This is a genomic window from Hymenobacter norwichensis DSM 15439 (assembly GCF_000420705.1).
GTDB classification, from domain to species: Bacteria; Bacteroidota; Bacteroidia; order Cytophagales; family Hymenobacteraceae; genus Hymenobacter; species Hymenobacter norwichensis.
This window is the reverse complement of sequence record NZ_ATVL01000007.1, coordinates 332,211-345,139: the sequence shown is the minus strand read 5'-3', so window position 1 is coordinate 345,139 and position 12,929 is coordinate 332,211. Positions and strand designations below refer to the sequence as shown.

General features: G+C 54.6%; 12 protein-coding genes. 4 read left to right on the top strand and 8 right to left on the bottom strand.

The window, feature by feature from the left end; all coding sequences use genetic code 11:
- Positions 1-41: 41 nt before the first annotated feature.
- Entirely contained in the window at positions 42-905 is an 864-nt protein-coding gene (gene dapA / locus G536_RS0107630) for a 4-hydroxy-tetrahydrodipicolinate synthase (RefSeq protein ID WP_022822995.1), read from the top strand.
- Between the two features lie 75 nt (positions 906-980).
- Here the strand turns inward: dapA and G536_RS0107625 are convergent, their stop codons facing one another.
- The 4 genes from G536_RS0107625 to G536_RS0107610 all read right to left on the bottom strand — a co-directional run bounded on the left by G536_RS0107625 (position 981) and on the right by G536_RS0107610 (position 3,997).
- Positions 981-1,721 carry a hypothetical protein gene (locus G536_RS0107625; protein ID WP_022822994.1) on the bottom strand — a complete coding sequence of 247 codons (741 nt, stop codon included), beginning with the start codon at positions 1,719-1,721 and terminating at the stop codon, positions 981-983.
- A gap of 83 nt (positions 1,722-1,804) precedes the next feature.
- The gene (locus tag G536_RS0107620) at positions 1,805-2,278 is read right to left on the bottom strand and encodes a hypothetical protein (protein WP_022822993.1); all 474 of its coding nucleotides are present in this window, start codon (positions 2,276-2,278) and stop codon (positions 1,805-1,807) included.
- A gap of 3 nt (positions 2,279-2,281) precedes the next feature.
- Entirely contained in the window at positions 2,282-3,016 is a 735-nt protein-coding gene (locus tag G536_RS0107615) for a (Fe-S)-binding protein (RefSeq protein WP_022822992.1), read from the bottom strand.
- Positions 3,017-3,136: 120 nt separating this feature from the next.
- The gene (locus G536_RS0107610) at positions 3,137-3,997 is read right to left on the bottom strand and encodes a hydroxymethylglutaryl-CoA lyase (protein WP_022822991.1); all 861 of its coding nucleotides are present in this window, start codon (positions 3,995-3,997) and stop codon (positions 3,137-3,139) included.
- A gap of 347 nt (positions 3,998-4,344) precedes the next feature.
- On the opposite strand from G536_RS0107610, the gene G536_RS26825 reads away from it, so the two are divergent.
- Positions 4,345-5,676, top strand: a complete 1,332-nt coding sequence (locus G536_RS26825; protein WP_022822990.1) for a M23 family metallopeptidase — start codon at positions 4,345-4,347, stop codon at positions 5,674-5,676.
- A gap of 198 nt (positions 5,677-5,874) precedes the next feature.
- Here the strand turns inward: G536_RS26825 and G536_RS0107600 are convergent, their stop codons facing one another.
- From G536_RS0107600 to G536_RS26820, 3 genes are all read right to left on the bottom strand, one after another.
- Complete coding sequence (locus tag G536_RS0107600; protein WP_022822989.1) at positions 5,875-6,477, bottom strand: hypothetical protein; 603 nt, start codon at positions 6,475-6,477, stop codon at positions 5,875-5,877.
- A gap of 267 nt (positions 6,478-6,744) precedes the next feature.
- A complete protein-coding gene (locus tag G536_RS0107595) occupies positions 6,745-7,467 on the bottom strand; it encodes a hypothetical protein (protein WP_022822988.1) in 723 nt (240 codons plus the stop codon).
- Positions 7,464-9,161: a S8 family serine peptidase gene (locus G536_RS26820; RefSeq protein ID WP_169515057.1), complete on the bottom strand. Its 1,698-nt coding sequence runs from the start codon at positions 9,159-9,161 to the stop codon at positions 7,464-7,466. Before G536_RS26820 ends, G536_RS0107595 begins: the two co-directional genes overlap by 4 nt.
- Positions 9,162-9,490: 329 nt before the next feature.
- Between G536_RS26820 and G536_RS26815 the strand changes: the two genes are divergently transcribed.
- The gene (locus G536_RS26815; RefSeq protein ID WP_022822986.1) at positions 9,491-10,318 is read left to right on the top strand and encodes an OmpA/MotB family protein; all 828 of its coding nucleotides are present in this window, start codon (positions 9,491-9,493) and stop codon (positions 10,316-10,318) included.
- Positions 10,319-11,181: 863 nt separating this feature from the next.
- Positions 11,182-11,415, top strand: coding sequence for a hypothetical protein (locus tag G536_RS0107580; protein WP_022822985.1), 234 nt, complete (start codon positions 11,182-11,184; stop codon positions 11,413-11,415).
- Between the two features lie 111 nt (positions 11,416-11,526).
- Here the strand turns inward: G536_RS0107580 and G536_RS0107575 are convergent, their stop codons facing one another.
- Positions 11,527-12,906: a M20/M25/M40 family metallo-hydrolase gene (locus G536_RS0107575; protein WP_026879945.1), complete on the bottom strand. Its 1,380-nt coding sequence runs from the start codon at positions 12,904-12,906 to the stop codon at positions 11,527-11,529.
- Positions 12,907-12,929 lie beyond the last annotated feature (23 nt).

The following is a 12,929-nucleotide window of genomic DNA, read 5'->3' as shown; positions in this document are numbered from 1 at the left end:
GCCCGTCTTGCATTCCTACAAAGCAACAGTTAATTCCCCGCATGGACAAGCTCCGAGGCACGGGCGTCGCCCTCGTCACTCCCTTTACCACCGACCACTCCGTTGATTACGACGCCCTGCGCCGCCTACTTGATTTCGTAATCGAGGGCGGCATTGAATATTTGGTTATCAACGGCACCACCGCCGAATCGCCCACCATTACCAGCGAAGAGAAAACTGAGATTCTTCGCGTGGTGAAGGAACACGTAGCCGGCCACGTACCGCTGGTCTACGGAATCGGCGGCAATGATACAGCTGGCACCGTAGCCACCATCCGCACTACCGATTTGTCGGGTGTTACGGCGCTGCTGTCGGCTAGCCCTTATTATAATAAACCCTCGCAGGCGGGCATCATTGCCCATTACGAGCTGTTGGCCGATGCCTCGCCGGTGCCGGTTATCCTGTACAACGTGCCCGGCCGCACCGCCTCCAACCTCACGGCGGCTACCACGCTCCGGCTGGCACAGCACCCCAACATCATCGGCATCAAAGAAGCCAGCGGCAACCTGGAGCAGTGCCAGCAGATAGCCGCCCGCAAGCCCGTTGACTTCCTGCTCATCTCCGGCGACGACATGATGACGACTTCGCTCGTCAGCTTCGGAGCTGTAGGTGTTATTTCGGTACTGGCCAATGCCTTCCCGCGGCCCTTCACCGATATGGTGCGCCACGCACTGGCCGGCGAGTTTGCGGCAGCTAGCCAGCTGCTTTTCAAGTTCGTAGACCTGAACCCGCTGATGTACGAGGAAAGCAACCCCGTTGGGGTGAAAGCTACCTTGGAAGCGTTGAGCGTTTGCTCTGGCGCCGTCCGGTTGCCGTTATTGGCTGCTTCAAAGGAGCTAAAAGACAAGCTTGGGAAGCTGGTGTAAGCTTTCTTACAGCAACATCTCAGTGAAAGGACGGCTCATTACTTGGGCTGTCCTTTTCGTTTATATGGTACTACTTCACTTCTTGAAGTAAGCACCACCATCAAACTTGTTTTCTATCCCAACATAAATCAACTGAAGTTTCATCTTGCTGGCATCAATATTCACATAGTCCAGCAGCACAAAGCCATACTCAGGGTGATATAGCGTGCGAAGCGTAGAACGGCCCGCTGCGCATGTGGAAGTTGCTAGTATTTCCTGGCAAGTGAGTTTTCCGAGTGCCGTTTCTATCGTTTGCTGGCCCGTGGCTTTATAACGAGTTTTCACCAGCATATTTCCTTGCCATACAGCCCAAGCAGGATTGGCGTATTGGCTACCCACTTCTAATCCCCAATACCACTGTTGGCCCGGAATAAAGGGCTTTTTAACCTCCGGGAAGGGACTTAACTCCAGGATTGCATACTGGTCGAAACGCGGAGGATGAATCCAAAGCCGTAGGCTGTCTTCAACCACTCCGGTCCCATTAAGTCCGGTATTCTTACCAGCGGTTCGCTTTCCCCAAGCTATTTTCTTCTGACCTACATTCAGATTCCAGGGGCTACCGCTTGACAACAACACAAGTGTATCTGCGCTGGCAGTTTGGCCGTTGCTGCTGGTACAACTCACTCGATAGATGAACTCCTTGTGTTCAGTGAAGATTTCCTTGGGAGCGTTAGCCGTGTTTTCTGAATTAAATAGCTCCACGTTTTCGTCAGGCTTCCCACAGAATGTCAGTGAAAGTAGACCGAATACCCCCAGTAGTAATGAGTTGACTTTCACGGCAAGTACGGAGCTATAGAAGAGCGGCAATTCATAATATTACCAACAACTCGCCAATATATTGACTCCGTGTTTGTCACTAGTTATGGCAGAGGTTCTCGCCAGTTTTTAGGGTCCAGATAATCAAGCGGACTACTAGCTGTGGTGTGAAGTTTCCCCTCCAGCAAACGACTGAACAGCTGGCCCACTTTAAGGAATATGGCAGTGGCAACAGCAGCTGTCCAGATTCCGTCAGGGGGTTGGTATTGGCGCTGATTGAGAGTTTCGGCGGGAATGAACTCGCCGTGAGCAGCCAGGAGATGGTTGGTTTGGGCGGCTAGTTTCAGCAAGGTTGCTACGCGGCTTTCATCAGTTGCCACCTCATCCAGCAGCAATTCGATGCAGCCCACAAAGCCCACCGTGGCCTGCACCTCCCAATCCTGGTGCAGTTGCTGCAACCAGTCGGGCAGGTTTTTCTCTCGGTCAAGCACCTCCAGGAAGTACGAAAGCCAAGTTTCCAGCACGCTGTCGTTGCACCAAAAACCAAAGCGCCGGAAGGCTACGAAGCTCGTTGCCATCGATTACCAGCCACTGGCTAACACGTCGGCTACGTGCAGGGCTTTGATGGGCTTCTGAGTACGGCGGATGTAAGCGTCGAGGTGCATCAGGCAGCTGGTATCAGTACTGACGATGTAGTCGGCGCCGGTGGCCAGGGCGTGCTCCACTTTCTGTTCGGCCATGGCCACTGATATAGCCTCGAACTTCACGGCAAAAGTGCCCCCGAAGCCGCAACAGGTTTCGTTTTCAGCCATTTCCAGGCGCTCCAAGCCAGTAATGGCGTCGAGTAGCTGCCGCGGGGCCTGCTTGATGCCGCACTCCCGCAGCGCCGAGCAGGAGTCGTGGTAGGTATAGGTACCCGTGAGCTGGGCCTGCGGAATAGAGGTCACGCCCAGCACATCCACCAGAAACTCCGTCATTTCGAAGATGCGGCGCTGGGTGGCGTGATAACGCCCTTGCTCGGGGCTGCCATCGAACAGCTCGGCGTAGGTGTTGCGCACCATACCCACGCATGACGCTGAAGGACTCACGATGTAGCGGTTCGGCTCGTTGGGGAAATCGTCGAGGAACTTGCAGGCTACTTCGCGGCTCTCTGCTTTGTAGCCGGCGTTGTAGGCGGGCTGGCCGCAGCAGGTTTGGTTGCTATTATAGTGCACCTCGCACCCCACCGATTCCAGCACTTTCACCATGTTCATGGCAGTCTGTGGGAAAAGCTGGTCTACGAAGCAGGGAATGAATATATCGACGGCAGTTGGCATGGTGTAGTTTCGTTCGGGTGGTAGGAACCTCACCCACCTAGGTCCCCCTCCTTGTAAAGAGCGATTAGCTGATAGCTGTTAGCTTTTTGTTTCCTCTACCTCTCTTTTGGCGAGGGGGTGTTAGGGGTGAGGTTGCGCTGCAAATATACCCTGGTTCAAGACCTGTGCCTCTGCCAATGCTTGCTTGTTTAGGTGTAGCTCCTCTCCCATTTCCGCCGCAAACTCCACAAGCCGCTCGGTGGGCATGTTGCCGGTAAGCTCATCGGTGGCCATGGGGCAGCCGCCATAGCCGCCCAAGGCCCCATCGAAGCGGCGGCAACCGGCCTCGTAGGCGGCTTGCACTTTCTCGCGCCAGGTAGTTGGGGTAGTGTGTAAGTGCGCCCCAAACTCGATGTGCGGGAAAGCAGCCGTCAGCTCGCGAAATGGGGGCGCAATGGTGGCCGGTACGGAAGCTCCAATAGTATCCGACAATGCCACGATGCGCACGCCCAGCGCATCCAACCTCTGGGTGAATTCACCCAAAATTTCTGGACTCCATGGGTCGCCGTAGGGGTTGCCGAATCCCATGCTCAAATATACCACTTGCTGCTGGCCGGTGCGAGCACACAGTTCCTGCATGCGGGCTACATCGTCGAGGGCCTCACGGATGTTCTTGTTGGTGTTGCGCTGCTGAAACGTTTCGGATACCGACAGCGGGAAGCCGATGTAGCGAATCTGCGAGTACTGGGCGGCGGTTTCGGCGCCGCGCAGGTTGGCTACAATGGCCAGCAGCTTGGTACTCGACGGCTCTAGCTCCAGACCAGCCAGCACCTCGGCAGTATCGGCCAGTTGCGGAATGGCTTTTGGCGACACAAAGGAACCGAAGTCGAGCGTATCGAAGCCTACCCGTAACAAGGCGTTGAGGTAGGCTATTTTTTGGGTGGTTGGGATGAACGTGAGCCAGCCCTGCATGGCGTCGCGGGGGCAGTCGATGAGTTTCATGGGAGCGGGAACAGTGGGTTGGGGCCGTAAAGGTAACTTCCTGCCGGCTCCCACCGGTTCTGCTGCCAGCCGCTCAGTTTTTCACCACCTCAAAGCGCCTACCAGCCACATCTACCACAATAGTATGCCCGCTGAAAGACTCCATTGCCAAGCATGCCGCCCATGCCCGAGCTTCTACCACCAGCGCTCATGCCTTCCATATACGAGGCGGTTCGCAGGGGCAGTGTGGCCGCTCCCACTTGCATAATTGTCGCCGTAGGTATGGTATGCGAAGTAAGTTTCTTGCCCTGGCGGCGTGCATCGAACTACCCAGCCCCGGCAGGCGTTTAGTGGGAAACAGCTACTCCATGCCGCTTCGCCTTCGCGCCCCATTTTACCTCGCTTTCTTTGTGCTTCTTACTGCTTGCAGCCAGCAACAAACGCTGCAAGGCATCTTCCAGAAATCAACGCCTCACGAAACATACGCCCGCCGCTTACGGCAGGCAGGCCTCGATGAAACTGCCCTGGGCCGCGACTGGCTGGCCGCCGCCAACCGTGCCCTGCGCGACTCGCTGGTAGTAACCCTTCCCTTTCAGGAAACTGGTTATTTCAGTGCCGACCGGGCCACGGCCGCGGCCTACCGTTACCAGGTGCGCGAAGGCGAAACCGTGCGCATCAGCCTCACACTGGGCGCCGGCACCGAGGCCCGGGTGTTTCTGGATGCCTTCGAGCTGGACCCTAGCCGTACCACTCCCCGCCCCCTTACCTCGACGGATACCACAGCCCTAGCTTTCAGCTATGTAGCCGCCGATAACCGCCAACACCTACTGCGAGTGCAGCCGGAATTATTGCGCACCGGCCGCTTTACATTGCGCATCCAACGGGAGCCTAGCCTAAGCTTTCCGGTGCGCGGCAAGAACGATGTGGCCGTGGGCAGTTTTTGGGGCGTCGATAGGGATGGTGGTGCGCGTCGGCACGAGGGCATCGACATTTTTGCCAAGCGTGGCACTCCAGCCGTAGCGGCGGCGGCAGGCTACATCACCCGCGTAAACGAAACTCCGCGGGGTGGCCGGGTGGTATGGCTAGCCGATACTGAGCACGGCCAACACCTTTACTACGCTCACCTCGACAAGCAACTAGTGCAGCCCGGCCAGCAAGTGAAGATTGGAGATACGCTGGGGCTGGTGGGCAACACCGGCAACGCCCGCACCACGCCACCGCACCTGCACTTTGGCATCTACCGGAGCGGGCGTGGCGCTGTTGATCCATTTCCGTTTGTGCGCCGCGCCGATGCGCTGCCGCCGGCTCCGCGCACTGCCCCGGAGCGGCTCGGCCAATGGGTGCGGGTGAAGGACAAGCAAACCAACCTGCAGAACACCCCGGCCAGCAAGGGCACCACTGTAGCCGGCGTCGCGCGCAATACCGCTCTGCTGGTGGTAGGTAGCCACACCGACTGGTACCGCGTGCAGCGCCCCGACGGGCAGTTAGGCTATATTGCGGCGCGGGCCGTGGTGCCAGCGGCAGCCCCGTTGCGCAGCATGGCCCTACCCGTAGCCACCGACCTTTACACCAAGCCGCTAGTCGGCGCCGCCACCTTGGATTCGTTGCCGGCCCAAAGCAAAGTGGCAGTGCTTGGCGAATTTCAGGGGTTCCGGTTGGTACGTAGTGCCAGTGGTACTATCGGCTGGGTGGCGGGCTAAGGCCGCCTATTCCATACTTCACCAATTGCTCACCCAGCTTCCTATACCTTCATGGCGGTGATTGGAGTATTCGCGGCGTAGCCTTAGTTGGGGCTGCGCCGCGTTTTTTGCGCGTACGTTCGAAACTCACTTCCGTCAGAAACAGCAAAAGCTCCTGGGGTTGCCAAGAGCTTTTGTTGTAATAATCTGATAGCTAAACTATTCGGCTACAATAACTGCTTTGCGTAGCTTCTTGGCATATGCAATTCGCCGCTCTTTACCGCCGCTGGTAACGTAGTCGAAGCCTACCGCTTTATTGTCTTCCCGGATGGCCTGCCAGGCTTGCGCATCAATGTCGGAGGGCTGGCGCGCCGAACGTGGAATGGCTGGCTGCGTGAACTTATCTTCCCGGAAGAAAGTGTTCATACCCTGTAAAATGGCAATTTCCTTGTCGCGGGCAGTGGCAGCGCGGGGGTCTTCTATCATCCGCTCGTCCACGAGGGCGGTGGCCGGCATCAGTTCCTTACGCAGAGTGTCACCGGTACTACTTAGGATGATAAGGCGAGCCTGCGAATTAAGGATTTTGGTGCCCTGCAATTGCAGCACAAAGTTATCCTTGGTCTTATTGTTTGAAAAGTAATGCGCTGAGTTGACGGTACGCAGTATCGTACGCTCATTTACGCGACCCCGCGCGCCCTCTGGCACTGGGGTGTAGGGCCGGTCATTGTTGCGGGAAGTAACGGTTTCCCGCTCGGTGTTGATGCAAGAGGTAGCTTGAAGTAAAAGCCCAAAGCAGGCGGCAACTAGTAATTTTCTTTTCATTATCGGTCGGCAAACTATCATTAGATCAAGTTGGCAAAGTACAAGTTACTCTTCAATAGAGACCAACACCCAAGCCAGAGCTACTAATTTTATATCAAAGCTACGGCTAACCCTTCATCTACCCAAGAAATAGCCTGGGATTAAGAAACAGAACTGTAGGATTCAACTTCTTGTTTTCTCGCCCACAGTTCCCACCACTTATATGCGGAAGTAGGCGCATATACGCAACGCACCAGATGCAGGATTTGTATAATGCCAGTTAAAATTCTATAGCCAGCCTATTTCCAATCCTACCGTCCAGCGGGGTAGCTCGGGGTAGGCATCTTGGTAAGATGACGTGAACGTATCGGATAGGCGGTAGCGTGCAACGGCGGCGTACCGGCCGGAGCCCACTCGGGCGCCTACGCCGTAGGGCCAGCGCCGCAGGTACGGCAGCCCCCGCTCGTTGGTTTGTACCCGCCGCGGGCCCGCACTGGGGCGGTCTTCCACTCGATGGGCCGTACTCATCACCCAGCCACCCCAACCCGTCAGGTCGAGGTAGCGGCCCACCACGTTGCCACGGGCCCCGGCATTGAGCCGCACGAACCCCTCCAACTGCCACTGCGACAGTGCCAACGACTCGCGGTAATGTACCACGGGAGTAGGCAGCCGTTTGTGGTCGGTTTGGGATAATAAGTAGGACAAGCGCACAAAACGCAAATCCAGACCGATGCTAAGTGGCTCGCTCAACCGGAACTTGTTGCGCAACCCCAGCATAAACTCTCCAGAACTGCCATACCTTATTTCCGAGCCGACACCGGATTTGCCTACCACAGGCAAGTAGCCTAGGTAGATGTGGTTAAAGAACTTGCGGTTAGGTCCGAAGCTGCCGTAAATGGTGTCCGTGGCTACATCTGAGTGCAGTAGTACCCGTTGGGCGTAAGTGGAAATCGGGCACAATAGTCCGGTTACTATCCCCAAAGCCGCCGCAGGTTTCAGAATACGCTTCATTTAATGGGGTAGCTGTGGGTGATGCCCTGGTAGAATACCCGCACGACGTCGCCGGGCAAGAGCGTGCGGCGCGGAATTCGCAGTATGGCCCGCTGGCTAACTTCCAGTACTTCGTAGCGGCGCAGTACGCCTTTGGCATCCGCTACGTGCCAGTAGAGGTAACTGGCAGCGGGTAAGGCTGGTGGCCGGGCTACCACTGCAGGCGTGGTCTCACTAGGTGCTTCCAACGACGACGCAGGACGGGCTTCTTCCTTGCCCAGCGGCGCTACCCGGCTGGGCACCTCATCCGAGCCGCCAATTGAGTCGGTGTACAGCGGCAATTGCTGGGTCAGAACCATTTGGGCAATTTCGGGTCGGATGAAAACAGCCAGCACACTATCCTGCGCCACGAAGTTGACCGTAGCGGCTTGCGGTTGCTTGCTTGCTTGCTGGGTTTGGCGCAGCAGCGCTTCGGCTTGCGGAATGCCATAGCCGTGGGCGTAGTCATAATACGGGTACAGGCTGGCCGATTCCTGAATCTGCTGAAACAGGGCCATTGCTGTTAAGGTACGCTGCTGCTGCCAAGCGCAGGCAGCAAACCCGGCAACCAAAGGCGAGGCAAACGAAGTACCGTCGATGCGGGAATAGCCACCCGGTGAGGCCGCCAACACCGTCCCGAAAGCCGCCACGTTAGGTTTAAGCCGCCGGTCGGCGGAAGGTCCGTAAGCGCTGAAATCAAGGTGCAAGCCGGTTTCCGGGTTGATGCCACCGACAGCCAGCACCGAATCGGCATCGGCAGGTGTGCCTACCGTACGCCAGTCCTCGTTGTCGCCATCGTTGCCGGCTGCATTTACCACCAATATGCCTTTGCGAGCAGCTAATTCAGCAGCGCGAGCTACTAGGCTGGTGCGGCCGTTCATCTCCTCCGGAAAATAGCGGCGCGATGTATAGCCCAATGACGAATTGATAATGTCGGCGCCGTTGCGGTCAGCCCACTCCACGGCGGCCAGCCAGTCCAACTCCTCGGCGTACACTTCCCGGTGCATTCGTTCGGTGCGAGCCAGCAGGTACTCTGCCCCTGGCGCCAGCCCTAGTAAGGTACCATCAGGCAGTCGGCCGGCCAAACACGACAGCACTTCCAGCCCGTGGGTACCGCCATGAAACACGTCGGGTACGTGGCGCACGAAATCGTAGCTGGCTACCACCTTCTTCTGGGCAAACAGCTCCCGAAACGCCGGATGCTGGTCGGCTCCGCTGAAACCCACATCGAAAATGGCAATGCGCAGCCCGCGCCCATCCAGTCCGGCCCGGCGAAAAGCATCGCCGCCCAAAGTCCGGGTTTGCTGCCGCGCCAGCTGTCGGTCAGCCGTACTAAGCGTCATTTTATCTTTGCCGACAACCGGTCTGACAGCAGGCAAGCGAGCTGTCGGCAACAAGGGCCGGTCGGGTAGTTCCGTTACGCGACGCACTGCTGGCAGCTTAGCGAGGGCCGTTAACTGGGCCGCTGTAGCCCGACACGCTACGGCATTAAACCACCGGCTCACAAACAGAACAGAATCGGAATAAGCCTGCACCTGCACTATGTAGGTGGCTTTTACGGGCAAGTCGGTTTGGTCGAAAGCTGGGAGATGCTGGCGTAGACGCCGGACCTGGGCGGCTGGGTGAAAATATGCGGCCGGGTTAAACTCCACTCCTGCTTTGTCGCGCAATTCCACCCAATACCGATGAGTAGGCGCAGAAGCTTGCCCCCAAGCTGGCAGAACGACAAAGCTTGTTAGCAACCCAAGCAGTACATATTGAAAATAACGAGCGAAGTGTGGCAAAGGCATAGAAATAAACGAACAAAGATAAGTACGCTCATTTCAGCTAAACAGCCTATCTATTGCACATATCAGTGGAAACTAAGCACTAAAATAAAATTTACGTACGCACAATTTGAGAATATTAGAAAGGCTATTAGTTGAGCTTATTGACTGCAACTCAACCTTGTCCACTGCCGTTCAAGCGCAACACATAGTTTCTCTACCTTTCTTCACCGACTTCTATGAATTTGCTCTCTGCTCGTCTGGCTACTGTATCCTTATTCAGTGCCGGTGCTTTGTTACTCGGTGGTTGCAACGCCAAAGAAATTGCGGCCCTTCAGCAGCAAAATGCTTCTCTTACCTCCTCTCGTGACCAGCTTCAGGCACAGAAAACAGCTTTAGAGCAAGAGAAATCACGCAATGAAGCGGCACTGCGTTCTAGCCTACTCAACAAAAACCAACAAGTAAATCAGCTCAACGACAACCTAACGGGAGCCGAGCAAGCCAACAGCGCCCTCTCAGCCGACCTGCGCTCCAAAGAGCAACGAATTACTGAAATGCAGCGCATCCTCGACCAAAAAGATGCGGCAGTAAAGGCGCTTCGGCAAAAAGTTGGCGATGCGCTATTGGGTTTCAACGCCCAGGATTTGCAGGTAACCGTGAAAAACGGCAAAGTGTACGTGTCGTTGTCGGAACAACTACTGTTTAAATCAGGCTCCACCAAAGTTGACCCTAAAGGCCAGGAAGCGCTAAAAAAACTGGCCACTGCTCTAAAAGGTAATCAGGATGTGAATGTGTTAGTGGAGGGCCACACTGATAATGTGCCCATTGCCAAAGGCACCGCTGGCATGCGCGACAACTGGGATTTGAGCGTGTTGCGCGCCACTGAAATTACGCGTTTGCTCACAGAAAATGGCTTGCCTACCAGCCAAGTAACCCCCTCGGGCCGTGCTCAGTATGCTCCTATCGCTCAGAATGATACTCCAGCCAACAAAGCATTAAATCGTCGCACCGAAATCATTTTGACACCCAAACTGGATGAGTTATTCCAAATATTGGAAGCCAATTAATACTATAGTTGAAAAGATTTTTAACGCAACGGCTTCCGAGAAATTGGAAGCCGTTGCTGTATAGTATCTTCTGCAGTATAATGTTAATGATGGGCTCATTGTATTTTTAGCTTTATAATAAGACTGTATGAAGGCGCTAATAATAGTCTTAAAGCATGTGCCATAAGATGATGGCGTTAAGAATCCATTTAGTAGTGTTCAGCTTATCAGATAGACCTCCAGTTTGCAATTATAGCTACAAGGCTCAAACTACTTCAAGCAAGTATATTCTGTAATCGTGCCTACTAAACCTGATTGAATATCCAGCTATATAGTCATTAATGTGCTCGACGTATAAATATCAACCCAAACATCTTTATATATTTAAAATAAATATTAGCACAATTACACGATACGATTTAATCGTCTGTACTCTAGCATACGTATGGAGACAGATTGCAAAAATTCGTTTTTGCTGCTTTACACACCAAAAGAATTCTTTATATAACCCCTAACAATCAATTTTTTCTCACTTGGTGCAGAGGCAGCTACTTGATTAAGCGTGATACGCGAGAATATTGCTTGCTTAATGCATCAGTTGCATGCTCATCTTGATTAGCAGAATGCCCTTTTGATACTAGGACATCATGTATCAAGGCTGCTTTAGATGCTATCATCTCCTGTAAACGCATGTACTTAAATAACTCCAATCCTAGACTTATCATTCTAGCTTATTTCTGTTAGCCATTAACACAGTAGTAACGATTAAAAAATTTATAACTGAAATGTTTTTTTAATCGTTACAGCAGAATAGTATTTGATATAAATACTTTTTGAGTAAACTTTGAGCGTTATTTCACTTCCTTCCAAAAATCATTTCACGAATGGCTACTCCTGACCTCAGTAAATTACAGCAAATTCTGGCCAGCGCCGAAGACAATGAAGCGGTACTAAACCAGATCCGAAAAAACATGTCGAAGGTGACTGAATTGATTACTGAAATCAGCACTATGCTAGAGCCCGGCTACACGGTAGAGAAAAAAGAGCGTAAACCCCGTGCTACCAACGGTACTGGCAAGCGCCCAGGCCGTCCTAAGAAAGAAGTTGCTTCAGCTTAATTAGTAAAGCACCAACAAAAAGCCAGCTGCATCTAAATGCAGCTGGCTTTTTGTTTTTCTACTTCTGTCAACAGTACTCGGGTAGCTACACGAATTTTATTTCACTTGATACTATAATCCGTATTTGCTAATTAAATAAATAAGCGCGGCCATACTGGCACCACCTAATTCTAGTTCGCGGCGGTTCACTTTGTCGAACGTATCGGAAGCGGCGTGGTGAATATCGAAGTAGCGCTGGTCGTCGCAGTCGTAGCCGATGAGGGCCTTGGCTTGGCCTTTCAGAGGGCCAATATCGGTGCCGCCGTGGCCGGGCTTGATATCGCCGCTGCCGTAGGGAGTGAAAAGTGGCTGCCACTGCTGTACCTTCCGCACCACCGCCGGCTCGGCCTCAATGCCAAAGCCACGCGGCGTGAAGCCTCCCCCATCCGACTCCATGGCCGCTATATGCACCTCTTTGGCGGCCTTGGCCAGTTCAGCGTACTTGTTACCGCCGCGGGTACCGTTTTCCTCATTCATAAACATCACGGCCCGAACAGTGCGCTCAGGGCGCAGGCCAGTGGCTTTCAATAAGCGCAGCACTTCCATACTTTGCACGCAGCCAGTGCCATCGTCGTGGGCGCCTTGGGCAAGGTCCCAGGAATCGAGGTGGCCACCTACGGTGATGATTTCGTTGGGGTATTTCGAGCCCTTGATCTCGCCTACTACATTGTAGCTTTTCACGTCGGGCAGGGTTTGGCAGGCCATTTCCAGCTCTACAGTCAGGTCGGAATCCACCTTAAGGAGTTGGCTGAGTTCATCGGCGCCGTTGGTGCTGACAGCGGCGGCGGGTACCTGAGCCACATTGTCTTCGTAACGCATGGCCCCGGTATGGGGCAGGTCATCATGGGCCAGAGAGAGGCTGCGCACCAGGGCACCTACGGCCCCGCGCTTGGCGGCCTCGGAAGCCCCAATGCGGCGTTGGTCGCCGGCTTCGCCGTAGGCGCGGCCCGTTTCAATGTACAGCGGGTTCATGGGGCGGTTGAAGAACACAATTTTGCCTTTCACTTTTTCGGCGGGCAAGGCGGCCAGCTCGGCCATGCTGTGCACTTCTACCACCTGCGCTTTCAGCTTACCGTTGGTGCCCACTGAGCCGCCCAAGGCACATACAGCCAGCGGCAACCCCTTGCCTTTGGCAGGTTTAATTTCGGCTTTTTCTTTGGCCCCACGCACCCAGTGCGGCACCATTACCTCTTGCAGATATACCCTATCAACGCCCAGTTTTTCCATGGCTACTTTGCTCCACTGCACGGCCTGCTCGGCTTGGGGTGAGCCACTTAGCCGCCCGCCAATTTTGGTGCACAGTTCGCGCAGGTTTTCGTAGCTCTGCCCCCGCAGCAGGGCCTCATCGTAGATTTTGCGGACAGCCAGGGAGTCAATCTTAGTGGTCGTTTGGGCAGCAGCAGGGACCGTAATGGCTAGCGCCAGCAAACTACCGAACAGCAAACGAGGCATGGAAAGCAGCATAGAAAAGAGAA